Origin of the sequence: Mesorhizobium sp. B2-1-3A (genome assembly GCF_006442655.1) — a bacterium.
GTDB lineage: Bacteria > Pseudomonadota > Alphaproteobacteria > Rhizobiales > Rhizobiaceae > Mesorhizobium.
The window spans coordinates 256,820-280,181 of sequence record NZ_VFWK01000003.1 but is presented as its reverse complement, the minus strand read 5'-3'; the positions used below and the strand labels follow the sequence as shown (position 1 = coordinate 280,181).

At 63.8% G+C, this 23,362-nt stretch carries 20 protein-coding genes; 4 read left to right on the top strand and 16 right to left on the bottom strand.

Annotated features, from left to right (window positions below; genetic code table 11):
- The first annotated feature begins 21 nt into the window (after positions 1 to 21).
- Complete coding sequence (locus FJ977_RS12680; RefSeq protein ID WP_140771850.1) at positions 22 to 1,476, top strand: glutamate synthase subunit beta; 1,455 nt, start codon at positions 22 to 24, stop codon at positions 1,474 to 1,476.
- A 153-nt stretch (positions 1,477 to 1,629) separates the two neighbouring features.
- Here FJ977_RS12680 and FJ977_RS12675 read toward each other — a convergent pair whose 3' ends face one another.
- Together FJ977_RS12675 and FJ977_RS12670 are read right to left on the bottom strand one after the other, a co-directional pair.
- Positions 1,630 to 2,865, bottom strand: coding sequence for a DUF459 domain-containing protein (locus tag FJ977_RS12675; RefSeq protein ID WP_140771848.1), 1,236 nt, complete (start codon positions 2,863 to 2,865; stop codon positions 1,630 to 1,632).
- 124 nt (positions 2,866 to 2,989) lie between these two features.
- Positions 2,990 to 4,213, bottom strand: coding sequence for a lytic murein transglycosylase (locus FJ977_RS12670; protein WP_140771846.1), 1,224 nt, complete (start codon positions 4,211 to 4,213; stop codon positions 2,990 to 2,992).
- A 212-nt stretch (positions 4,214 to 4,425) separates the two neighbouring features.
- Between FJ977_RS12670 and galU the strand changes: the two genes are divergently transcribed.
- Entirely contained in the window at positions 4,426 to 5,331 is a 906-nt protein-coding gene (gene galU / locus FJ977_RS12665) for a UTP--glucose-1-phosphate uridylyltransferase GalU (RefSeq protein ID WP_027030893.1), read from the top strand.
- A gap of 156 nt (positions 5,332 to 5,487) precedes the next feature.
- Here the strand turns inward: galU and FJ977_RS12660 are convergent, their stop codons facing one another.
- A complete protein-coding gene (locus FJ977_RS12660) occupies positions 5,488 to 7,269 on the bottom strand; it encodes an outer membrane beta-barrel protein (RefSeq protein WP_181179801.1) in 1,782 nt (593 codons plus the stop codon).
- A gap of 196 nt (positions 7,270 to 7,465) precedes the next feature.
- Here FJ977_RS12660 and FJ977_RS12655 point away from each other — a divergent pair, with 196 nt between their 5' ends.
- On the top strand, positions 7,466 to 8,467 hold the full coding sequence (locus FJ977_RS12655) for a KpsF/GutQ family sugar-phosphate isomerase (protein ID WP_140771842.1): 1,002 nt from the start codon (positions 7,466 to 7,468) through the stop codon (positions 8,465 to 8,467).
- A 286-nt stretch (positions 8,468 to 8,753) separates the two neighbouring features.
- On the opposite strand, the gene FJ977_RS12650 is transcribed toward FJ977_RS12655, so the two are convergent.
- From FJ977_RS12650 to FJ977_RS12615, 8 genes are all read right to left on the bottom strand, one after another.
- A complete protein-coding gene (locus FJ977_RS12650) occupies positions 8,754 to 9,218 on the bottom strand; it encodes an NfeD family protein (protein ID WP_056577499.1) in 465 nt (154 codons plus the stop codon).
- Positions 9,219 to 9,238: 20 nt separating this feature from the next.
- The gene (locus FJ977_RS12645) at positions 9,239 to 10,189 is read right to left on the bottom strand and encodes an SPFH domain-containing protein (RefSeq protein WP_140771840.1); all 951 of its coding nucleotides are present in this window, start codon (positions 10,187 to 10,189) and stop codon (positions 9,239 to 9,241) included.
- 121 nt (positions 10,190 to 10,310) lie between these two features.
- Positions 10,311 to 11,522: an FAD-binding oxidoreductase gene (locus FJ977_RS12640; RefSeq protein WP_140771838.1), complete on the bottom strand. Its 1,212-nt coding sequence runs from the start codon at positions 11,520 to 11,522 to the stop codon at positions 10,311 to 10,313.
- A gap of 155 nt (positions 11,523 to 11,677) precedes the next feature.
- Positions 11,678 to 12,742, bottom strand: a complete 1,065-nt coding sequence (gene hemH, locus FJ977_RS12635; protein ID WP_140771836.1) for a ferrochelatase — start codon at positions 12,740 to 12,742, stop codon at positions 11,678 to 11,680.
- A 138-nt stretch (positions 12,743 to 12,880) separates the two neighbouring features.
- On the bottom strand, positions 12,881 to 14,983 hold the full coding sequence (locus FJ977_RS12630; protein ID WP_140771834.1) for a bifunctional metallophosphatase/5'-nucleotidase: 2,103 nt from the start codon (positions 14,981 to 14,983) through the stop codon (positions 12,881 to 12,883).
- Positions 14,984 to 15,245: 262 nt separating this feature from the next.
- Complete coding sequence (locus FJ977_RS12625) at positions 15,246 to 15,623, bottom strand: hypothetical protein (protein WP_056577483.1); 378 nt, start codon at positions 15,621 to 15,623, stop codon at positions 15,246 to 15,248.
- Positions 15,624 to 15,805: 182 nt separating this feature from the next.
- Complete coding sequence (locus FJ977_RS12620; protein WP_140771832.1) at positions 15,806 to 17,251, bottom strand: homospermidine synthase; 1,446 nt, start codon at positions 17,249 to 17,251, stop codon at positions 15,806 to 15,808.
- Between the two features lie 185 nt (positions 17,252 to 17,436).
- Positions 17,437 to 18,183: a glucose 1-dehydrogenase gene (locus FJ977_RS12615; protein ID WP_140771830.1), complete on the bottom strand. Its 747-nt coding sequence runs from the start codon at positions 18,181 to 18,183 to the stop codon at positions 17,437 to 17,439.
- Between the two features lie 107 nt (positions 18,184 to 18,290).
- On the opposite strand from FJ977_RS12615, the gene FJ977_RS12610 reads away from it, so the two are divergent.
- A complete protein-coding gene (locus FJ977_RS12610) occupies positions 18,291 to 19,169 on the top strand; it encodes a LysR family transcriptional regulator (protein WP_140771828.1) in 879 nt (292 codons plus the stop codon).
- Between the two features lie 6 nt (positions 19,170 to 19,175).
- On the opposite strand, the gene FJ977_RS12605 is transcribed toward FJ977_RS12610, so the two are convergent.
- The 5 genes from FJ977_RS12605 to FJ977_RS12585 all read right to left on the bottom strand — a co-directional run bounded on the left by FJ977_RS12605 (position 19,176) and on the right by FJ977_RS12585 (position 23,099).
- Positions 19,176 to 20,108: a DUF3445 domain-containing protein gene (locus FJ977_RS12605; protein ID WP_140771826.1), complete on the bottom strand. Its 933-nt coding sequence runs from the start codon at positions 20,106 to 20,108 to the stop codon at positions 19,176 to 19,178.
- On the bottom strand, positions 20,105 to 20,392 hold the full coding sequence (locus tag FJ977_RS12600) for a YciI family protein (RefSeq protein WP_140771825.1): 288 nt from the start codon (positions 20,390 to 20,392) through the stop codon (positions 20,105 to 20,107). The genes FJ977_RS12605 and FJ977_RS12600 overlap by 4 nt, the downstream gene beginning before the upstream one ends.
- 13 nt (positions 20,393 to 20,405) lie before the next feature.
- Complete coding sequence (locus FJ977_RS12595; protein WP_140771823.1) at positions 20,406 to 21,068, bottom strand: aminotransferase class IV family protein; 663 nt, start codon at positions 21,066 to 21,068, stop codon at positions 20,406 to 20,408.
- Positions 21,017 to 22,162, bottom strand: coding sequence for an aminodeoxychorismate synthase component I (locus tag FJ977_RS12590; protein ID WP_140771821.1), 1,146 nt, complete (start codon positions 22,160 to 22,162; stop codon positions 21,017 to 21,019). Before FJ977_RS12590 ends, FJ977_RS12595 begins: the two co-directional genes overlap by 52 nt.
- A gap of 169 nt (positions 22,163 to 22,331) precedes the next feature.
- A complete protein-coding gene (locus FJ977_RS12585; RefSeq protein WP_140771819.1) occupies positions 22,332 to 23,099 on the bottom strand; it encodes a proton-conducting membrane transporter in 768 nt (255 codons plus the stop codon).
- Positions 23,100 to 23,362 lie beyond the last annotated feature (263 nt).

Here is a 23,362-nt window from a genome sequence, read left to right as displayed (position 1 = left end):
CTGGACAGCAGGAACTGGACTATGGGCAAGGTAACAGGCTTTCTCGAAATCGACCGGCAGGTGCACAAGTACCAGCCGGCCTCCGACCGCATCCGGCATTTCCGCGAATTCACGCTGCCGATGTCGGACAAGGAGGTCGAGAAACAGGCCGCGCGCTGCATGGATTGCGGCATTCCGTTCTGCCACGGGCCGACAGGCTGCCCCATCCATAACCAGATCCCCGACTGGAACGACCTCGTCTACAACCGGGACTGGGACAACGCGATCCGCAACCTGCATTCGACCAACAACTTCCCGGAATTCACCGGCCGCATCTGCCCCGCGCCTTGCGAGGAAGCCTGCACGCTGAACCTCGAGGACATTCCGGTCGCCATCAAGACAGTGGAACAGGCGATCGCCGACAAGGCCTATGAGACCGGCCATATCAGGCCCTATCCGCCGGAGAAGAAGACCGGCAAGCGGGTCGCCATCATCGGCTCCGGCCCGGCCGGCATGGCGGCTGCCCAGCAGCTCGGCCGCGCCGGCCATGACGTCCATGTCTATGAGCGCGAGAGCCGCCCGGGCGGGCTGATGCGCTACGGCATTCCCGACTTCAAGATCGAGAAGCACTATATCGATCGGCGCATCGAGCAGATGCAGGGCGAGGGTGTGACCTTCCATTGCGGCGTCAATGTCGGCGTCGACAAGCCTGTCGCCGAACTGCTCGCCGAACATGATGCCGTGCTCTATTGCGGTGGCTCGGAAACGCCGCGCGCGGCCAATATTCCGGGAGACGATCTCGGCGGCGTGCATGACGCCATGCCTTATCTGGTGCAGCAGAACCGCCGCGTCGGCGGCGAGCCGATCCAGTCGGTGGCCTGGCCGTCGCATCCGATCATCGCCGGCGGACAGCATGTCGTCGTCGTCGGTGGCGGCGATACGGCGTCCGACTGCGTCGGCACCGCCTTCCGCCAAGGCGCGGTGCGGGTCACCCAGCTCGACATCCGCCCGCAGCCGCCGGAGAAGGAAGACAAGCTCGCGGTCTGGCCCTATTGGGCGACCAAGATGCGCACCTCGTCCTCGCAGGCCGAGGGTGCGGAGCGCGAGTTCCAGGTGGCGACACTCGAATTCATCGGCGAAGACGGCCAGTTGACCGGCGTCAAATGCTGCGAGGTTGACGAGAAGCGCAAGCCGATCGCCGGCACCGAATTCGTCATCCGCGCCGATCTTGCCTTCATCGCCATCGGTTTTGCCGGCCCGGCGACGGCCGGCGTGGCGAAGGAGCTGGAAGGTGAGATGAAAATCACCACCGACAGCCGCCGCTCCCGGAATGTCGAGGCCAATGACCGCGACTACCGGACCAGCGTCGACCGGCTCTATGCGGCGGGCGATGTCCGCCGTGGCCAGTCCCTTGTCGTCTGGGCGATCCGCGAGGGCCGTCAGGCCGCGCGCTCGATCGACGAGGCGCTGATGGGGTCGACCGTATTGCCACGCTGATACCGTTTGGAAACTCTACTCCTGCGGCCATCTGAGGGCGTTTTCTGTGCTTCCGGTGCTCACGTACTTAAATGTACGCCCGCTCCGGTTCTCGAAAACACCATCATATGACTCGCAGGAGCGAGTTTCGAAACGGTCCCGGAGGCTCCGCTACTAAGGGGTGATCGCCGTCGTCGTGTCGGCCGCAGCGGCTGTCGCCGGCGGCTCGGCCTTGGGCGGCCAGGAAAAATCGTCGGCGCGTCCTGGCGACGCCTCGGAAGCCTTGCCCTCGATCACCAGTCGTTCCCCCGGAAGAGCCGGATTGGCTTTTGCCGGCGGCGCGGCGCCAAGCAGTTCGGTGCCGCCGTCGAGTGCGGGGTCGCTGAGCAGCATGGGTGCGGTGCGGTCGATTACGATGGGTGCCGCGGCCGGCGCCGGAGCCTCGACGGGCGCACCCGCCGGTGCCGTCGCCGGGGCCATGCTGCCGGGCGCGGCCAGGCCCAGGATCTTCATCAGCGGCTTTTCGGTGTAGAAGGCGAGCTTGCGCTTGCCGGCCTTGGAGACGTTGATGCCGTCATCGGCGCGCAGCCGAACAGGCTGGCCGTTCATGTCGGGGCCGGTGGTGACGAAGGCGCCGTTCTCATCGACGAACCCGTCCCAGACATCGACGAATTCGCCGCCATGGCTTTCAGCGGCCTGGTGATAGATGTCGTTGAAGGCCAGCATGTCGGAGGTCATCTTCGGCACCCGGAAGGCCGGCATGCCGACCCAAAGGAAGGGCACCTTGGCGGTGGCGATAGCCTTGCCGAGTGCGTCGGTCCGGCGCTCATATTCCTTGGTCCAGTTCTCGGACCGGGGTTGCTCGCGCACGTCCCCCACCTTCATCTGCTGGCGATCGTTGGAGCCCAGCATGACCACCACCGCGGCCGGCTTCTCGGTCTCGATCAGCGATTTGATCTGTTCGGGCCAGTTGTAGAAGTCATCGCGCACGAAGCCAGACGAGCCATTGCTGCGCACGACGATCCTGACGCCGGGATTGTCGGCGAAGGCGGTGTCCAGGCCTTCGGCAAGGCCGGACGCCATGAAGTCGCCGACCACCAGCACGGTGCGGGCGTCCGGCGCCTTTTCGACGACTGGGGTTTCAGGCTCCGCCGGCGGGCGCGGGGCCCGCGGTTTCTTGGGCTTGGGTTTTGGTTTTGCCTTTTCGATATCGAGCGGTGGCTCGACGCGCTCGCTGCGGCGCGGGAAAAGCAGGTCGCGCAGCGACCAGCCACGGTTCTGCTGCGGCTGTTCCTGCGCCATGGCCGGGGCATGGAAAGCAGCGGCCGCGCCGACCGCCAGCAGGACGATCGCCAGAAAAAGGATCGGCGTGCGACGAACAAGGATCGCGATACGCGCGGCCGAAACCAATCACTCCTCCATCCCCTTGCGCCCGATCCCGCAAACCGGAGCCGGTTTTGCGGCCGGGCGCAAGTTCAAAGTGCCATGGCGCCGGATGCGTGCGCCAAAAATGCGCACGGCGGCGTGGCTGGCTCTATTTTTGCCTGAGCCATTTGAGCACTTCCATGCTCGGATAGCCGTCCTGGGTCAAGCCGACCTTTGCCTGATAGGCCATGATGGCGGTTTTCGACCCGTCGCCGATCTTGCCGTCGAACTTGCCGTCGTAAAGTCCGTGCTGCGAAAGCCGCTTCTGCAACTCCTGCCTTTCCTCGAAGGAGAGCTTGGTGAAGGGCCGCTTCCAGTCCTGGACAAGGCCATTGCCACCGGCGATCTCGTCGGCGAGAAGACCAACGGCAAGGGCATATTTGTCGGCGTTGTTGTAGGCCTTGATAACCGAGAAATTCCTGATCATCAGGAAAGCCGGGCCGCCACGGCCGTCCGGCACCTTCAGCGTCGCCTTGTCGGTGAGGTTCTTGAACGGCTTGCCGCTGGCCCTGACGACGCCGAGCGCTTGCCATTGCGCCAGCGTCTTCGAGCCGCCCGGCAGTTTGCCGGCCGGTATGGCGACTTCGTAGCCCCAGGTCTTGCCGGCCTGCCAGCCATTCTTCTTCAACAGATTGGCTGACGTCGCCAGCGCATCGGGGATGGAATTCCAGATGTCGCGCTTGCCGTTGCCGTCCATGTCGACGGCATAATGCTGGTAGCTGGTGGGGATGAACTGGGTTTGGCCCATAGCGCCAGCCCAGGAGCCCATCAGGTGGCTTTCGTCGATGTCGCCGGTCTGTAGGATCTTCAGGGCCGCGACCAACTGGGTGCGGGCATATTTGGACCGTTTCGGGTCGCCATACCCCAAAGTCGCCAGCGAACGAATGACGTTGCGCATGATGTCGTCGCGCTTGAGGATCTCGCCATAGTTCGATTCCATCGACCAGATGGCGAGCAGGATGTAACGGTCGACGCCGAACCTCGCCTCGATCCTGTCCAGCCACGGCTTCCACTTTTTCGCCATCTGCTGTCCGACGGCGACGGACTGGTCGTGGACGCGGTTGTCGAAATAATCCCAGGCGGGCGCGGTGAATTCGGGCTGGGTGCGCGCCTTTTCCAGCACCACCGGATCGGGCTCCTTGATGTCCCGGAAAGCCTGGTCGTAGACCGCGCCGGAAACGCCGCCCGCGACAGCGGTGGCGCGGAAGCCGGCGACCCATTGCCGGAAACCGGCGTCAGCGAAAGCCGGACCGGTGGGCATCAGCAGGGCGAGCGAGAGGCTGGCTGCCGTCATGACGCTGGTCAAACGTTTTGCGGCATTGCGAACGGACATGTTTTCCTCCTTCTCTGTCTCAGGAAAGACCATTCATCGCCGAACCGGGTTAGGAATTAGTTTACCATAGGCGTCGCCTGGAACGAAAAGACACCTCGATGCTTTTAACCGGTGGAAGTTTCCCTTACCCGCTCCAGTAATCTTCAATTCCGGCGTGAAAATGTCGCCAGGCGGGGATTGCGGAGCCGGCCTGCAAACGGATAATTGAAAGCATGAAGAGAGTTCGCAAGGCAGTTTTCCCGGTCGCCGGTCTCGGCACGCGGTTCCTCCCGGCCACCAAGGCCGTTCCCAAGGAGATGCTGACCGTCGTCGACCGGCCAGTCATCCAATATGTGGTGGATGAGGCGCGGGAAGCGGGCATCGAGCATTTCATCTTCGTGACCGGCCGCAACAAGGCGGTCATCGAGGACCATTTCGATATCCAGTTCGAGCTCTATGACACACTGGCCCAGCGCGGCAAGGACGAGCAGCTGGCCCGCCTGCAGCGGCTGCAGCCGGCGCCGGGGCAGACCAGCTTCACCCGCCAGCAGGTGCCGATGGGGCTCGGCCATGCCGTCTGGTGCGCGCGCGAACTGGTCGGCGACGAGCCATTCGCGCTTTTGTTGCCCGACATGATCATGCAGTCGGAAAAGAGCTGCATGAAGTCGATGGTCGAGCTCTACGAGGAAACCGGCAACAACATCATCGCCGTGCAGGAATGCGATCCGGCGGAGGCCCACAAGTATGGCATCGTCGGCCGTGGCGAGGATACGCATCACGGCTTCCGCATCACCGAGATGGTGGAGAAGCCGAAAACCGGCACAGCACCCTCCAACCTTTACATCAACGGCCGCTACATCCTGCAGCCCGAGATCTTCAAGATCCTCGAAGGCCAGGAAAAGGGCGCCGGCAACGAGATCCAGCTCACCGACGCGATGCTGAAGCTGGAGAAGCAGCAGGCCTTCTACGGCTATCACTATCAGGGCCGCACCTTCGACTGCGGTTCGCCGGAAGGTTTCGTCGAGGCCAACGTCGCCTTCGCGCTGTGGCGCAGCGACATGAACGAGAACATGGCCGGCGTCATCCGCACGCTTCTCGATGAGATGAAGCCATCGGAGCGGCGTGGGGCCGCGTTTTAGGGTACGCCGATATTCAGGTGAGGCCGGCCTGCGAATGGCGGCGTTCTGCGCTTCCGGTGCTCACGTACGAAAAGTACGCTCCGCTCCGGTTCTCGAACACCACCATTCTCGGCTCGGCCTGACCTGAATCTCGACATACCCTTGGCGCGAATGCGTTCAGCGCTGCACTTTGAGGCCAAGGTAGATGCTGTTGGCGGTGTAGTCGCGGCCGGGCAGGTTGCTGGTCAGCTTCTCGGTTCTTACCCGGCTGGTGAGACCGGCATAGCGGTTCAGCCACCAGGTCAGTCCGGCCTCGGCGCTCAATATCCTGTCATGGCCATCGATGCCGATATAGTCTCGCCAGTCGAGCCCCAGAGCCGCATTTGCGGTGAGGTTGGCACGGATCAGCCGTTCCCCCGTCAGGCGGCCGGAATAGAGGATATCGCCGCTTTCGCCCGCGGTGGTCGTGGTTTCGACGGTGGTCTTGCCGGTCAGGCCGATCGTGGTTCCGCGCTGCGGCGACCATTTGAGGTCGGCGTTGACGGTGGCGCCCGAAATCGCTTCCAGGCTCTTGTCATCGATCGCTTCCCTCAGCCAGCCGGCGGAGAATTCACCCGACAGCTTCTCACCCATGTCGAGTTGCAGGCCGGCGCGCGCGCCGAGCCGCGTCGAGGAGCGCTCGAAGCCTTCATTGTCGATGCGCTGATCGTAGACCCGGCGGCCGGCCTCGATTTCGGTGAACGGGGTGAGGGCCGGAGAGATTTCGTAGCCGGTGCGCAAGGTCGCCGTATAGAGCGTGTTGTCCTGATCCTTCTGCGACAGCGAGGTGCCGTCCGAAAGCTCCGCGTCGCCATAGAAGTCGTGCGAGACCGCGCCGGTCAACGTGTACTGCATCTTGCCGGCGGCCTTTTCGACACCGAGGCTGCCGTCGATCGTCTGGCGCAGCGGCTGGGTACTGACGCCGGCAATGGCGTTGGGCGATGACGCCGTTTCCGGCACGGCTTCGTAGCCGAGCTTGGCGATGGCCCGCAGTTCATTGTCGAGATCGACATTGAGCTGGCCTTCAATGCGGCCCTGCGCGTCGTGGACCGGGTAGCCCGACACGGTCTCGCGGAACAGGCCATAGCCGTCGATGGTGGCGGAGTTCTCGCGCCAGTCGGAGATGGCGGAAAAGCGCAATGCCGTTTCCGACAGCAGTGCCGATGTGCCGGCACTGCTCGAATCGCCGTTCGTGGTGGCGGTCAGACCCTGTTCGATCGACGGCCGGATGACGAAGGATCCCCATTTGACGCCGGTGGCGGCGAATGGATCGTCCTCGGCTTTCTTGTTCTGGCCTTCGATGGCGGCGGTGCGCTCGGCGCCGGGGTCGAGTTTCTGCCTGTCGGCGCTGTCCACGGTCAGGGCGCGGCGGTTGGCCGCTTCCTGATCGGTCGTGGCGTTGTCGGCATCGTCTGTCGCGGCGGCGGCGGTGTCGCTGGTCGCGGCCGTCGTGTTCTTTTTCTTTTTCGATTTGCCGGTCGTTCTGGCGTCCGTCCTGGTCTTGTCCTGATCCGCGGCAGTCTGCTTGGCGGTCGATGGACGGCGGCGAGGCTTGGGTGGCGTCGGAGTGTCGGTCGAGGCGTCGTCGGTCGCCTGCGGTGGATCGAAAATGCTGCCGGTGGCGGCGTTCGTGTCGGTGTCGTCGGGGACAGCGCCGGCGCTGGCCGGCAAATAGGTGCGTGGCGGCGCATCGTCCTGCGCGGCCGGCGCCTGCTGGCCCTGGGCGGCAAGGGCGAGTTGCCTTGCCTTGCGTTGCTGGTCGGACAGGATCGCCGATTCCGAAACCTCGCCGCGCAGCTCCGTTTCCTGGGCATGAAGCAGGCCCGGACGCGTCAGCGCAAAGATGCTGGTCGCCAGCAACAAGGCGCATACCGCCTTGCCCTGTCGTCCTCTTGATTTTTCTGGCTGGGCCCCGGACATCGCCACCACTGCTTGCGCGGCGCTATGCGCGCCATACTTACCGAACCGTAAATGGGGATGGTTAACGGAGGGTTGAGGCGGTTGCCGTTCGGCCGGTTAAAGCGGGGATCGCGCGGCGCGTGGCAAATCCCCGCCCGGGGGCATCAGTGCCATTTCCGTTGGACAGGCGGACGGCAAAGCGCTAATCGCATCATCCATGCATGCGAGACCTCTCGATAAGAAGCCCCTGGACCGGCAAGCGTCGATTGATTCGGCCCTGAGAACGGTGGCGACCGAGCAGGCGGGGATCGCCGCCCTTGCCGAAGCGCTCGAGAATGGACTGGCCGCGCCTTTCGCGCAGGCTGTCGACATGATCTCGAACATCGAAGGCCGGCTGATCGTCACCGGCGTCGGCAAAAGCGGCCATATCGGGTCGAAGATCGCGGCCACGCTGGCCTCGACCGGCACACCGGCCTTCTTCGTCCATCCCGTCGAGGCCAACCATGGCGATCTCGGCATGATCGCCAGGGACGACGCCATCATCGCCATCTCATGGTCGGGCGAGAGCAAGGAGATGATGGGCATCGTCGCCTATTCCAGGCGCTTCTCCATTCCGCTCATCGCCGTCACATCCGGAGAGACATCGGCGCTGGCGCGCGCCGCCGACGTGGTGCTGCTTTTGCCGCGCACCCCGGAGGCCTGCCCGCACGGCTTGGCGCCGACGACGTCGACGCTGCTGCAACTGGTCGTCGGCGACGCACTGGCGATCGCGCTGCTCGAGGCGCGCGGCTTCACGCCGGACCATTTCCGCACCTTCCATCCCGGCGGCCAGCTCGGCGCCAACCTGACCATGGTCTCCGAGATCATGCGGGTCGGCGACCAGATACCGCTGGCCGCGCTCGGCACCAAGATGCCGGAAGCGGTGATGACGCTGTCGCAGAAGAAGGTCGGCTGCGTCCTGATCGTCGACACCAATGGCGAATTGGCCGGGATCATCACCGACGGCGACGTGGCGCGCAACCTTCACCGCAACCTGGCCGACGTCATCGTCGACGAGGTGATGACCCGCACCCCGAAGACCGTTGACCCGCAGACGCTTGCGGGCACCGCGATCGCGCTGCTCAACGAGCACAATATCGGCGCGCTGGTGGTGACCAAAAACAACATGCCGCTCGGCGTGGTGCATTTCCACGACCTGCTGCGCATCGGCGCTGCCTAGGCATGCCGATATTCAGGTGAGGCCGGTCTGCAAACGGCGGCCTCCTGCGCTTCCTCGTTCTACTGCGTCGCAGTAGAACTGAGCTCACGTACAAAAGTACGCTCCGCTCCGGTTCTCGGAAGCCACCGTTTTCGACTGGACCTGAATCTCGACACACCTAGAGCGGTTCAGCGTTTCACGGAATCGCAGAACCGCTCTAACTATTTGTTTTTACGCAATTCCGGACGGAAAACCGTTTCACACTTTTCCTGGAATTGCTCTAGCGAGGTGGTCTGCTGTGAAAAAATCAGACCCGCTCCACCGTCAGTTCCAGGTCGGTATCGGCTGCCCCGGTGACACGCACCTGCGTGCCGGCCGGCAGGTCGGGGCCGGAGACACGCCATAGCGTGTCGCCAAGCTTGATGCGGCCACGGCCGTCCCGGATCGGTTCGGCAAGCGTTGCCATCCTGCCGACCAGTTGGGCGCCGCGCCGATTGAGCAGCGGCTGGTCCGTCGGGTCGTGGCGCCGGCTGACCCATCGCTTGCCGACATAGGCCGAGAGCAGCGACAGCGCCAGGAAGGCGAGGACCTGAACCTGCCAGGTCCAGATCGCCGCATCCCAGATCAGCAGCGATATTGCGGCGATGATCAGGGCAGCAATGCCGATCCAGAGCATGAAGATGCCCGGCGCGATGATTTCCATGACCAGCAGGACGAAGCCCAGAACCATCCAGGTCCAGGGTCCGAGTTCGGAGATGACGCGATCGAACATAAGAGGGACCTCCTATGGACTCAGTTTTCGTTCGGCCGCACGACGGGCGGGCGGGCGGCCTGGCGCTGGGCGCCGGTCGTGCCTTCGCTGCGGAAGACTTCCTTGGCGATCTCGCCAATGCCGCCAAGCGTGCCGATCAGCGACGAGGCTTCCAGCGGCATCAGCACCACCTTGCTGTTGGTGGCCGAACCGATTCTGGTCAGGGCCTCGGTGTATTTCTGGGCGACGAAATAGTTCAGCGCCTGCACGTCGCCCTTGGAAATGGCTTCAGACACCACCTGGGTGGCGCGGGCTTCGGCCTCGGCCGAACGTTCGCGCGCCTCGGCGTCGCGGAAAGCGGCTTCCTTGCGGCCTTCGGCCTCCAGGATCTGCGACTGCTTGAGGCCTTCGGCGGCGAGGATCTGCGCACGCTTGTTACGCTCGGCGGTCATCTGGCGGCCCATCGATTCGATGAGGTTTGCCGGCGGGTTGATGTCCTTGATCTCGACGCGTGTGATCTTGATACCCCACGGATGCGCCGCCTCGTCGACGACGCGCAGCAGGCGCTCGTTGATGGCGTCGCGGTTCGACAAGAGCTCATCGAGGTCCATCGAGCCCATGACGGTACGGATATTGGTCATCGTCAGGTTGAGGATGGCGTTCTGCAGGCCGGCAACCTGATAGGCGGCCTGTGCCGCATTGAGGATCTGGTAGAAGGCGATGCCGTCGACACCGACGATGGCGTTGTCGCGGGTGATGATCTCCTGGCTCGGAACGTCGAGCACCTGCTCCATCATGTTCATCTTGGCGCCAATGCGGTCGACGAACGGCGTGATGATGTTGAGGCCGGGGCTCAGTGTCTTGGTATAACGACCAAAGCGTTCGACGGTATAGTTATAGCCTTGCGGAATTGTCTTGATGCCTTTGAACAGCACCAGCACGACAAGCGCGACAAGAACAATGATCGCAATATCGAAACCACTGAAATCCATTTGGCTCTCCCTCAGAAGCGGGCCGCGAGAGCCATTCCCGCGCAGCCGACTTCACCAAAGACTTAAGTGTGTTTCAGGTGCGTTACAATCAGGTGATGAGGGATTGTTTGCAGGTTTGCAATCAACGGTTGAAAGCGAACAGCTCTGCATCCGTGTCGGTCATCCCTTTGATCGAAGCGGAAACAATTTCGGAAGCGATACGCGAGAAAGTGATGCCATTGCCGCCATAACCCATGACGGCATGGATGCGAGGATGCCTGGGGATGGCTCCGATATAGGGCAGGCCGGTGGTGGTTGTGCCGAAGGAGCCGGTCCAGGCGAATTCGGGCCTGACATCGAGTTGCGGAAATACAAGGCCAAGCTTTTCGGCGATGCGTGCGGCCTTGTCGGCGATCAGTTCATCGCGCCGCGTCTCGTCGACAAAATCCTCGTCCTCGCCGCCGCAGATGACGCGACCGTCGGCGGTCGCCCTGACGTAGAGGTAGGGGTCCGACGCTTCCCAGATGAATGCCGCGCCCGGCCAGAGCTTTCCCGGTTGCGGGCGGGTTGCGATCGCCCAGGTCGAGATGATCTGGTGTGCGGCCGCCGGCACGATGTCGACCAGTTCATAGCCAGTGGCCAGAACAACCTGCCGTGCGGTGATGGTCGGGCCGTCCTTTGTGGCCACGACCACCTCGCCGGTACTGTCCTTGATCGCCGTCGCTTCGACGGGAGCGTAAAGCCGTGCCTTTCGCTCCAACGCCTTGAGCAACAGCCCGGCCGTCAGCTTGCGCGGGTCGAGCGCGATATTGCCATGGCTGAGGATGGCGCCATCGCGGTCGATGCCGAATGTCTCCGCCAGAGGCCGCGGTGTCAGATAGGACACGGCAATGCCCGCTTGCCGCCGCGCTTCGGCTTCATCGCGAAGTTCCGAGGGGCCGAGCATCGTGCCAGCCAGATAGAGCGACTGGGTGCGGCGCAGGCGACAGTCGATTGCGAGATCCTCGATACGGCCAGCCAGGTTGGAAACCGCGAGCCGCGAGCGCCGCCAGGCCTGCTCGGCGCGGGCCCTGCCGATCATCTTCGAGAGCATTGAAAGCGGCTGGTCGATTTCGAACTGGACGAGCGCGGTGGTCGCTGCGGTCGAACCCTTGAGCGGCCCACGCCGGTCGATGCAGATCACGGAGTGACCATCCGCCGTCAGCGCCTCTGCCATCATGGCGCCGCTGATGCCCATGCCGATGATCAGGACGTCGGTCTTGACGTCCCGGGCCAGCGCCGACGTCGGCACGGCCGGCGCCCGGTAGGCGGACCAGACGGTCCGGCCAGTTCTGAGGTCGAGTTTGCGGGGCATCGAATTCTCCGGAAGGTGCGGCTCAACGCCCCGGAGTGGCTGTTGTTCCGGTGTCAGAGCGGCTCACCGCTTCACGGAAACGGCGAGCCGCTCTAACTCTTTGTTTGACGAAATTCCGGACGGAAAACCATTTCACACTTTTCCTGGAATTTCTTCTAGACCCAGCCGGACAGTTCGCGCCGCACCATCGCCTCGATCACCGCCATGCCTTCGGCGCTGTCGTTGAGGCAAGGGATGTGGGCGAAATTCTTGCCGCCGGCGTGATGAAACGTCTCGGCCGCCTCGCGGCCGATCTCGTCCAGCGTCTCGATGCAGTCGACGGAAAAGCCGGGATTGACGATGGCGATCGATTTCACGCCGTCCTTGCCGAGTTTCTCCACGGTCTTGTCGGTGTAAGGCTGCAGCCATTCCTGGGCGCCGAAACGCGACTGGAAGGTGGTGATGAGCCTGCTCTCGCTCCAGCCGAGCCTTTGGCGCAGCAGCCGCGTCGTTTCCAGGCAATGCGCCTGGTAGGGGTCGCCCTTGTCGGAATAGGGTTTCGGGATGCCGTGATAAGAGGTGATGACCACCTCCGGCTCGAAATCGAGGCTCGCCAGATGCCGCTTGATCGAGTGGGCCAGCGCTTCGATGTAGACGGGCTCGGCATAATAGGGCGGAACGCTGCGGATGGCCGGTGCCGCCCGCATGTTCATCAGCGCGCGAAACAGCTGGTCATTGGCCGTGGCCGTCGTGGTGGCGGAGTACTGGGGGTAGAGCGGAAACGAAACTATGCGGTCGCAACCCTGGGCAACCAGCCTTTGGGCAACGCTTGCCGTCGAAGGGTTGCCGTAGCGCATCGCCCAGTCGACGACGACATTGGGCAGGTCGCGCAACGTCTCGGCCAGCTTTTCGCCCTGGGCGCGCGTGTAGGTGCGTAGCGGCGACTCGTTCTTCTCCTGGTTCCAGATCCTTGCGTAATTGGCGCCCGACTTCTTCGGCCGCGTGGTGAGCACGAGCCCATAGAGGATCGGATACCAGATCGCCTTGTTGAGCTCGATGACGCGCGGATCGGACAGGAATTCCCTGAGATAACGCCACATCGGCTTGAACTCGGTGCCGTCGGGCGTGCCGAGATTGACCAGCATGACGCCGACCTTGCCGGCCTCGGCCGGTTGGGATCCGGTAGGCTGCGGACCGGAGGCCTTCACGGCTTTGGGGTCGACAGGAGTGGAAAGCGTCATAATTGGTCTCCGAACACGGCGCGAAACTAGCGATGCCACGCCGGTTTTCAATGCAGCGTCTGGCCGCACCTTACCTGAAAACGCAAAACCCGCCCGGTTTCCCGGACGGGTTTTGCGTCGAAGAACCCTGAAGCGGTGTTATTTCGGCGGGATGGTCAGCGTCGCGCCGAGGGTAAGCCGGTGCGGCCTTTGACCCTTGTTGGCGTCATAGATGAGTTTCCACTTGGTGGCGTCGCCATAGGCCTTCTTTGCCAGATCCCAGTAGGTATCGCCGGTAACGATGACATGGCTGCCTGTTGCCGGTGCGGCTTCAGCCGGTTCAGCAGGCTTTGCGGGTTCCGCTGGGACGGGTGCCGCCGGCGCAGGAGCAGCTTCGGCCGGTTTTGCCGGTTCGGCTGGTGCAGGGGCTGGAGCAGCGGGTGCCGGCGGGGGAGGCGCTGCCTCTGTCGCGATTGCCGGTGGCGTGTTGGCGATGTCGCCCGAGTTGGCAGGCAGTTCGGGCATCGCGGGTGCAACCTCGGCGGGCTTTGCCGGTTCTGCCGGTTTCGCGGCCTCGGCCGGCGCCGTCTCCGCCGGCTTTGCGGGTTCGGCTGGCTTGGTCGGCTCGGCGGCGGGTGCCGCCGCGACAGTCGCGGCGATCTCGGTGATGCGGCCGTCGAGCTTGGGTGTGTAAGGCCGGTGGGCACCGAGGTAATCGGCAACGACCTGTTCGAGGCCGGGGCCGTAATCGTAGGCGTTCTTGGCCTTGTCGGCGAAGACCTTGTAGCCGTCGCCGCCCTGGCGCACGTAATTGTTGGTGGCGACGAGATAGTCCTTGTCGGGATTGATCGGCGCCCAGGCGCCGTTCTCCATGACCTCGACGGATTTGACGCGGCCCGCATTGGGCGCGACCGACTTGTCGAAGGAATATTTGAGGCCCGCCACCTGCGGGAAGCGGCCGGCGCCGTCCTCGATCTGGCTAAGACCGCCTTCGAGGCCGGCGACCAGGTCCTTGCCGGAAATCTGGAAGGTGGCCAGCGTGTTCTGGAACGGCAGCACGGTCAGCACCTCACCCATGGTGACGGTGCCCTTGTCGATCGAGGCGCGCAGCCCGCCGCCATTGGAGATGACGATCTCGACGCCCTGTCCCTTGACGCGGTCGAGTATGGCGTCGGAGACGAGGTTGCCCATCGCGCATTCCTTGGCGCGGCAATTCTCGCGGCTGCCGTCGATGACGTCGGTGGTCTCGGCCACTTCCTTGTTCTTCAGGGCCTCGATCGGGGCGCCGAGTTCCTTGATGCGGGCGAGCACGGCGGGATCGGGCGTGATCGACTTGTCGAGATAGATGGGGTCGCCGCTCGCCGACTTGACGACGCCATTGTCGTCGAACACCACCTTGAACTCGCCGAGATATTTCGAATAGGACGCCGCCTGCACCACCGGCACCTTGTAGCCGTCCGGGTTGTCGACCATCGTCGGGTAGGGGCCTAGCGCCTTCGGATCGGTGTTGGACAAAAGCGTATGGCTGTGGCCGCCGACAACCACGTCGATGCCCGGGATCTTGGCGATGACATCGCGCTCCCTGTTGTAGCCGATATGGGTCACCGCGATGATCTTGTTGACGCCTTGCGCCTTCAGCTTCTCGACTTCCGCCGTGATCGACTTGACGTCGTCCGCGATGGCGATGTTCGGGCCGGGGGAAGCGAGCTCGGGCGTGTCGTTGGTGACGGCACCGACAATGCCGATCTTCTGTCCACCGACCTCGACGACGATCGACGGCTTGATCTTGCCCGCCGCCCCGGACTTGTCGTTGGGCACGACATTGGCACTGACGATCGGGAACTTCGCCTTGTCCAGGTAAGGCACCAGCGCGCTCTCGCCGTCGTCGAATTCGTGGTTGCCGAGCGTCACCGCGTCGGGTTTCAACTGATTGAGGAATTCCTCTTCGACGGCGCCCTTGTAGGTGGTGTAGAACAGCGATCCCTGGAAACTGTCGCCCGCATTGAGCAGCAGCACGTTCTGCCCTTCGAGCTTCTTGCGTTCCTGGGCGATCGCCGTGATCAACCGGCCGGCGCCGCCGATGCACTCGCCCTTGGTCTCCTCGTCGGCCGAACAGGTCGACTCGTATTTGTTGTTGCCTTCGATGCGGCTGTGCCAGTCATTGAAATGCAGAATGTTCAATGTGTAGTCGGCAAAAGATGCGCCGGCCGACAGGCCAAGCGCCGATGCGGACAGGGCCAGAATGGCGGCAATCTTCTTCATCTTCGTCTCCCGGTAGGCTGATCAGAAGCGTTTAACGCCCTTGCTTGACTGGGATATAACAGCCAGCGTTTTGACCATGTTCCCATCGCGTTCCGGCTGACGCAAGCAGAAATGCCGTCGGTATTTTCTTGCGAAAAACCTGGGGTATTTTCGGGTGAAAAACCGGGGGTATTTTCTGGCGAAAGTTCTGGTGAAAGCCCGGGGCGCAAAAAAGAACGGCGGCCAGTGGCCGCCGTCCCCGATGAGTCCTGTGTTCGCCGGTTCAGGCGCGTCGCGTTAGCACGAAGTTCTGGCCGGATGAACTGGTGCAGTTCAGCTGGCTGGTGGACACCAGCAGGCAGTTGAAGCTGACCGGCGTCTGACGGATCAGCGACGTGCCGTTGATCTCGACCGAGGTGGCGCCGGTCATCGTGTAGCTGCCATCGGCCAGCTTCTGGCCGGTGTCGGTGGCGACGGTCGTGAATTTACCACCTGTCAGCGTCGACAGGCCGGTGCCCTTGGCATCGATCCACGAGCCCTCGACGCCTTTCGGCGCGGCTGCCATCGGCGGCGCATCGGGACCGCTTGTGGTGCAGGCAGCGAGCATCACGGCAAAGGAACCCGCCACGCCCATCGAAAGAATTTTGCGCGCAATAGTCATCTGAAATCCTCTCCAAACGCACCGGCCCAAAAATCGGATTCGATTTTGGAAGGCATGATGCGAACGTCCAAAGTGCTGGAACGGGCATGCGTCCCGCAAGACGCACGCTGCCCCAGGCCGCATCTCTTCAATCGCCCGATTTCCGGGCGATTGCAAGGCAATGGCGCAGGGTGTGCGCGATGCTATCGGACGAGGATGTTGCGGAATTGCCACGGATCGCTGCGGTCGAGGTCCTCGGGGAAGAGCCCCGGGCGTTTGTCGAGCGGCGTCCAGTCGGTGTAATGGCCTTCGACCGGCCCGAGATAGGGCGACTGCACTTCCAGACAGCGCCGGTAGTCCATCTCGTCCGCCTCGACGATGCCGGCGTCCGGATTTTCCAGGGCCCAGACCATGCCTGCCAGAACCGCCGAGGTGACCTGCATGCCAGTGGCGTTCTGATAAGGCGCCAGCTTGCGCGCCTCGGCGAGCGAGAGGTGCGAGCCGAACCAGTAGGCATTCTTGTCGTGGCCGTAGAGCAGGACGCCGAGTTCGTCGACGCCGTCGACCAACTCGTTCTCGTCAAGCACATGGTGTACCGGCTGAGGCTTGCCGGCGGCACCGAACATCTCGTCCAGCGACAGCATCGCGTCGTTGCAGGGATGGTAGGCGTAATGGCAGGTCGGCCGGTATTGCACCTTGCCCTTCTTGGAGCGCACGGTGAAGAAATCGGCGATCGAGATCGCCTCGTTGTGCGTCACCAGCAGGCCGTATTGCGGGCCCGGCGTCGGGCACCAGGAACGCACACGCGTGTTGGCGCCGGGCTGCTCCAGATAGATCGCGGCCTTGGAGCCGTGCTTGTGCTTCTTGGCGTTCTTCGGCATCCATTTCTCATGCGTGCCCCAGCCGAGTTCGGCCGGCTGCAGGCCTTCGGAGATGAAGCCCTCGACCGACCAGGTGTTCCAGAACACATCCATCGGCTTTGGTTTCTTGGCGCGCTGGGTGTCGCGTTCGGCGATATGGATGCCCTTGACGCCGGCCTTCCTCATCAGCTTCGCCCAGCCCTCGCGGTCTTCCTGTGCGGGCTCGGAAAACTCAAGGCCAAGATCGGTGGCGAGGTTCACCAGCGCCTGCTTGACGAACCACGAGACCATGCCGGGATTGGCGCCGCAGGTGGAAACCGCCGTAGCGCCGCCCGGTTTGTCCTGCTTTTCCTTGATCAGCGATTCGCGCAGCGCATAGTTGGTGCGGCTGGCATTGTCGGCGTTGGCGTCGAAATAGAATCCAAGCCAAGGCTCGACGACGGTGTCGATGTAGAGCACGCCGAGCTTGCGGCAGAGCCGCATCAGGTCGACCGAGCCGGTGTCGACCGACAAATTGACGCAAAAGCCCTGGCCGCCGCCATTGGTCAGCAGCGGCGTCAGAAGCTTCTTGTAGTTCTTCTCGGTCACTGCTTCCTGGACGAAGGCGATGCCGCGCTCGTCGAGCAGCTTGCGGTCAGTGTCGCGCGGATCAAGGACCGTCATGCGCGACTTGTCGAACTTGAAATGGCGCTCGATGAGAGGCAGCGTTCCCCGTCCGATCGAGCCGAAGCCGATCATCACCACAGGGCCGGTGATCTCGCCGTAGACTGGCCAGTTTTCATTCGCCATTTTATCGAGCACTCCTTAAAAATCACTCCAGAACAGCCGCTTGGCCGCGGCGCGACAAACCATAGATCATTGTCACAATAAAGGGAAAAGCAGCGAAACGCCTGGGAACGCCGCTTTGGAAGTGCTCGGCGAGGCCACCGGGAGGCCATTGCCTGCCCGATGGCGGATGTTGAGCCGGCGTCGTATCAGCGAGCGCCGCCGGACGCGTTGATGCGTTCGCCGGTCAGCCACGCCGCCTCGTCCGAGGCGAGGAAGGCCACTGTCGGGGCGATGTCGTCCGGCTTGCCGAAGCGCTGGCCAAGGGGGACGCCGGCGATCAGCATATTGCCGAAATCGGTGCCGACCATGCCTTCGGTCATTTCGGTGTGGGTATAGCCAGGAGCCACGATGTTGACACGGATGTTGCGGGCTCCGAGTTCTCTCGACAAGCTGAGCGTCAGCGTATCGATCGCCGCTTTGCTGGCGGAATAGAGGCTGGTGTTCGGCACCGGGTTCCAGCTCGAGATCGTGCCGATGTTGACGATGCTGCCGCCAGTCTCGGGGAAATGGCGCATGGCCGCCTTGGTGGTCAGGATCGTGCCCAGCACGTTGGTGTCGAACAGCCGCCGATAGTCCGCCTCACTGGCTTCCTCGAAAGTGCCGAAGCTGGCGGTCGCGGCGTTGTTGATCAGAATGCTTGGCTTGCCGAATGCGATCTCGGCGACCTCGAACATCTTCTCGACTTCGGCGGCCTCGGCCACGTCGCCCTGAACCGCGGTCGCCTTGCCGCCGGCGGCGACGATCTCCTTGACCGCGCGTTCCGCAGCCTCGCGGCTGGAGGCGTAGTTGACGACGACGGCGGCGCCTTCCGCCGCCAGCCGTTTGGCGATGCCCGCACCGATGCCTCGCGCGGCACCGGTGACGATGGCGACCTTGTTGTTGAGCTTGCCCATTTTGGTTCTCCGAATGGATGGATGGATTTGACAACCGCCAATTGGCCATTCCTGGATGGGTCAGGTAGAGTGAATAAAACCATATAACTAATTCCAAGGTGGAATAGATGGACAGGCTCATGGTGATGAGCACCTTCATAAGGGTCATCGAAACCGGCTCGTTCTCGGCGGCAGCGCGGCATTTGCGCGTCGGGCAGCCAGCCGTCTCGAAGGCCATCGCGCAGCTTGAGGAACGACTCGGCGTTCGCCTGCTGTCGCGCACCACCCGAGGTCTCTCGCCGACCGATGCCGGCCTCAGCTTCTATGAAGGCGCCAAGCGCGCGGTCGACGAGGCCGACGAAGCGGAGAACGCGGCGCGTGGCACCGCGGCGGCGCTTACCGGTTTGCTGCGCATCGGTACGTCGGTAACCTTCGGCCGCCTGCATGTCGTGCCGAAGCTGAAAGCCTTCCTGGACGCTCACCCAAGGCTAGACGTCGAGGTGGCGATGGACGACAGGAACGTCGACCTCGTCGAGGAAGGGGTGGATGTCATGCTGCGTCTGGGTGAAAGCTTCGCCCCCGCTCATATCGGGCGCAAGATCGCCACCTGTCGTCGTCTGGTGGTAGCGGCACCCTCCTACCTGGCACGCGAGGGCGAACCCATCGCGCCGGATGAGCTGTCGCGGCACGAGGCGATCCTTTTCGTCCGGGCAGGCACTTCCAGCCGCTGGACGTTCCGGCGCGGCGCCGAAGAGGTTTCGCTTGCCGGCCAAGGGCGGCTGCGCGTGACTTCCGCCGAAGGGATACGTGAGGCGGTGCTTGCCGGCATCGGCTTCACGGTCGGCTCCGAATGGATGTTCGACGCGGAGCTGCGCAGCGGTGCCGTGCGGCCGATCCTGGTCGACTGGGCGCTGCCGCCTGTCGAATTGTGGGCGCTGTTTCCAGCCGGACGCAAGGCCAGCGTCAGGGCAAGGACATTCGTCGATTTCCTGGCGGGCAGCCTGTAGCCGGCTTCAGCCGGCCATCGTCTTCAAATGTTCGATCAGCCGGTCGCGGTCCGATGTCAGGCCCTTGTAGTCGAGCTGGTCGAGATCGAGCGCTTCGAGCTGGGCGGCAAAGGACAGAGCAAGCGTCGCCCGGTCCGGGTGCCGCTCCAGCACGGCGAACGGGTCGAGGTGGATGCGGATGGTGAACAGGATGTCGCGCGAGGCGGGCAGCTTGCGCAGCGTCTGGCGCTCGACGCGGATGAAGGCGTGCGCCTTGACGTCACCATCGGGGAACCGTGTCGGCCGGCTGGTGGCACGGTCGATGCGCTCGACATTGGACAAGGGATGGTAGAGCGCATTGTCGGCCTGGATCGACCAGTTGAAGCGCTCGATCGCCTGGCCCTGCAGGCCGTCGAACATGCGGGTGATGAGTTCGGCGGGACGCGTGCCCGGGCCGAAGCCGGGTACCGGCTCGTGAATCTGTTGCAACGGCTTGCCGAATTTTTCGAGCAGCGACCAGGACGAGGGAAAGCACAGCGAGCCGGCGGCGAGCCGCCAGCCGCTGTCGTCGCGGCGCATCAGGATCAGGTCCTCCTGGACCAGCAGCGAGGCCGCGACCAGCGGCGCGTCGGCGAGACCCATAGGCAAAGCAGGGTGGTTCGCGGCGCCCACCAGCTCGATGCCCGCATCGGTGCGGCGATGGGTGCGCGGAAATCGCTCCGGCAGATAGGCGCCGAGCAAGTCGAGCACTTCCTGCTGGGCGTCTCGCGTGCCGTCTTCCTCTACGAAAACCCGTTCGGGAATCTCGGCATAAAGCCGGCGCTTCTCGGCGAGATAGGGCAGGAGATGACCATCGACCTCGATCCAGTTCGCGGGGTCCAGCGGCTTCAGCCCGATGTTGAACAGCTTCGAGGAACCGTCATAGGGGGTATGGGTGGGCAGGGCTTCGACCAAGCTCATGCTTCCTTGAAGGCTTCGAGACCGGCGGCGGTCATCCTCGCCAGGAATTCGGTGACGTCGTAGTCCGCGGCGCCTGCCTTGGCGAAGGGGTCCGCGGCCAGCCTGGCATCGAGGATCTCGCGCGAGCATTGGGCGACGATGATGCCGCCGGTCCTCGGCTTCTTCGGTCCGGAGGCAATGAAGACGCCCTCTGCATAGCAGGCCTTCAGCCATTCGACATGCGCCGCCTGCAGGCGGTCGATCTCGGTCAGAGGCACCTTGTAGTTCAGCGAAACGACGAACATGGCGTTCTCCCGGTCACACCAGCCTTGCGGGGATCAAGCCGCGCAGCGAATTGCCGACAAAGAGAGCCTTGGCCGACTTCAGATCGTCAAAGGTGTAGATTGCTTCCGCCGCCCGGCCTTCATCCAGAAGCGCGGCGCGCAATACGCCAGGCAGCAGGCCGCAGTCCAGCCGGGGCGTAGCCAGCACGCCGTCGCCGAAATCGGCGAAGACATTGGTGATGGTGCCTTCGCAGATCTCGCCGCGCTCATTGGCCAGGATCACCTCGTCGGCCTGGGTGACGAGATATTCGGATCGGGCATGGGTGTAGAGCTGGCGCCGGCTTGTCTTGTGGCGCAGCAGCGTATTGCTCGAATCGAGCCTGGTCCGTGCCAGCCGCAGCACCCAGACCTTGTCGGCGGCGAGCGGTTCGTAGGGTTGCGCCGAGGCGGTGGCTTCGCCGTTGCGCGCCAAGGCGAGCCGCGTGCGCATGGCGGTACGGGCGCCGTCGACCGCGTCGCCCAGCACGGCGCCAACCTTTTGCGGATCGCAGTCAAAGCCGAGTTCCGCCGCCGAGCCATAGAGGCGCGCAAGGTGGCGGTCGAAGCGCAGGAAGCCGGTCTCGGGCTGCCAGCGCATGGTCTCGATCAGCTCGAAATCGGCGGGGTCCCCGTCGCGAAGCGGGCCTTGAGCAGACACTCCTGATACTCCTCCTGCGCCGTCGAATCGAAGACGATGCCGCCGCCGACATTGTAGACGGCCTCGCCGCTGGCAAAGAGCGATATGGTGCGGATCGCCACGGAAAAGCGCATCGTGCCGCCGGGCGCGATCCAGCCGATGGCGCCGCAATAGACGTCGCGCGGCGTGCCTTCCAGATCGTGCAGGATCTCCATGGCGCGGATCTTCGGCGCCCCGGTGATCGAGCCACAGGGAAACAAAGCCGCGAAGATCTGGCGGATGGTGAGGCCAGGCAGCAGCTTCGCCCTTACATCGCTCACCATCTGGTGGACGGTCGGGTAGCTCTCTATGCGGAACAGTTCGGGCACCTCCAGTGTGCCGACCTCGCTGATCAGCGAGATGTCGTTGCGCAAGAGGTCGACGATCATCCGGTTCTCGGCCTGGTTCTTCTCGTCATGGCGCAGGAAGGTCTTCTGCCGCTCGTCCTCGTCCCTGGTCGCGCCGCGCGGGGCCGTCCCCTTCATCGGATGCGTCTCGATCATCCCGGCCGCGTTGATCTCGAAGAACAGTTCGGGCGAGCGCGACAGCACGATGGGATCGCCAAGCGCCACCAGCGCGCCATACTTCACCGGCTGGCGTTCGGTCAGCGCATCGAAGGCGGCAAGCGGGTCGCCAGACCATTGCGCCTGCACCGGGAAGGTCAGATTGCCCTGGTAGCAATCACCTTGCCTGATGTGTTGATGCAGCCGCGAGAAACGCTTCTCGTAATCCTCGAACGACCAGGCCGCCCTTGCATCGAAGATCGGGCCGTTGGTGGCCGTTTCGTTGCGTGGCGGCACGGCGTCCTCGACCGGAGCGTCGAAGACGCCGAGGCAGATCAGCGGTGCGCGGCGCCGGCCCGGCAGCAAGGGAACGAGTTTCGGCTCGAGCAGGTAGCCCGCCTCATAGGAGAAATAGCCGGCCAGCCATTTGCCGGCGTCGTGCGCGGCCTGCGCTGCTTCCAGCGCCGGCAGGAAATCACGCGCCTCATGCGCCACGATGATGTCGGCCGGCCGGTCGAAAACGAGCTGGCGCGCGCTTTCGTCGTTGCGGAAAATGGCGGCGGGCAGGGACATGGGGACCAGGATCGATGAAGCCGTCGATCGCTCTATATGGGGGGCCGCCCGCGTGCAATCGAGGGAACGGCACCTTGCCCCTCAAAGCCGACCTCTTGGCGGCCTTGCCCGCCAAAAAGAAATCGGCGGGGCCTGTGGCCCCGCCGGCTTGGTGATCTGCCTGTGCGGTTCAGGTGTTGCTGGCAGTCCCGGCTGTCGGAAACTGCTTGGCGAATTCCTTCTCGTCACCGGCGGCGAGCAGCTTGGCTTGCTCGATCCAGTGTTCGCGCGCGATGCGGCCGTCGAAGTTCATCACGTCCTCGATCCGCTTGATGTCGGCTGCTGTCCAGGCGGCGATCTGGGCGAAGGTGGTGACGCCCTGCGCCTTGAGCAGCTTCTCGTTGACCGGGCCGATACCGATCAGCCGGCGCAGATTGTCGGGCTTGCCCGCCGCAGGCTTGGCTGCCGCCGGTGCGGCCTTCTTGGCGGCTGCCGGCTTGGGCGGGGCCGAGCTCTTTGCCGAGGAAGCGGCGGAGGCCGCGGTTTTGCTTGCAGCGGGTTTGGCGGCCGCTGGCTTCGGCGCCGCCGACTTGGTGGCGGCGGCTTTTGCCGGCGCTGCAGGTTTGGCAGGCGCAGCCTTGGCCGCGGGCGGAGCGGATTTGGCGGCGGCCGGCGTCGACAGCAGGGCTGCCGGGGGTTGGCTGGCGGCCTTTGCTCCGCCACCCGTTGAAGCCTGCGCGTCGCGCAACTGGCGCTCGAGGTCGGCGCGGGTCTTGCCGCATGCATTCAGTTCGCCGGTCAGCCGGTCGCTGTCGGCACGCAGCCGGTCGCGCTCGCCGCGGGTTCGGTCGAGGTCGCCGCGAAGGCTGTCGAGTTCGCCACGCAGGCGACCCCAGATGAACCAGCCAACCAACACGCCTACCAGGAACGCCAGGACCACGTAGAAAAAAGTGCCCATTGTCTCTCTCCAGTCAGATCCGTCTGCCGTGGGTCATGACCTTCGGCGATGGACTACTCGGTGATGTTTCCGCGGGTTCGCAGAACAGCCGGCTTCGGTTCGAGCTGTTGGCAATCGGCTTTGCTTGCCCATGGCCAACGGCCGTTGTCGCGTTCGCCTGAGCGGCACGGCCGGCTAGGATTTCCCTCGCCGATCCGCATGCGCTCCGGCTGAGCTTGGAGCGAAGGCTATCATAGAGCTTACGGAAAGCTATGGGAAAAACT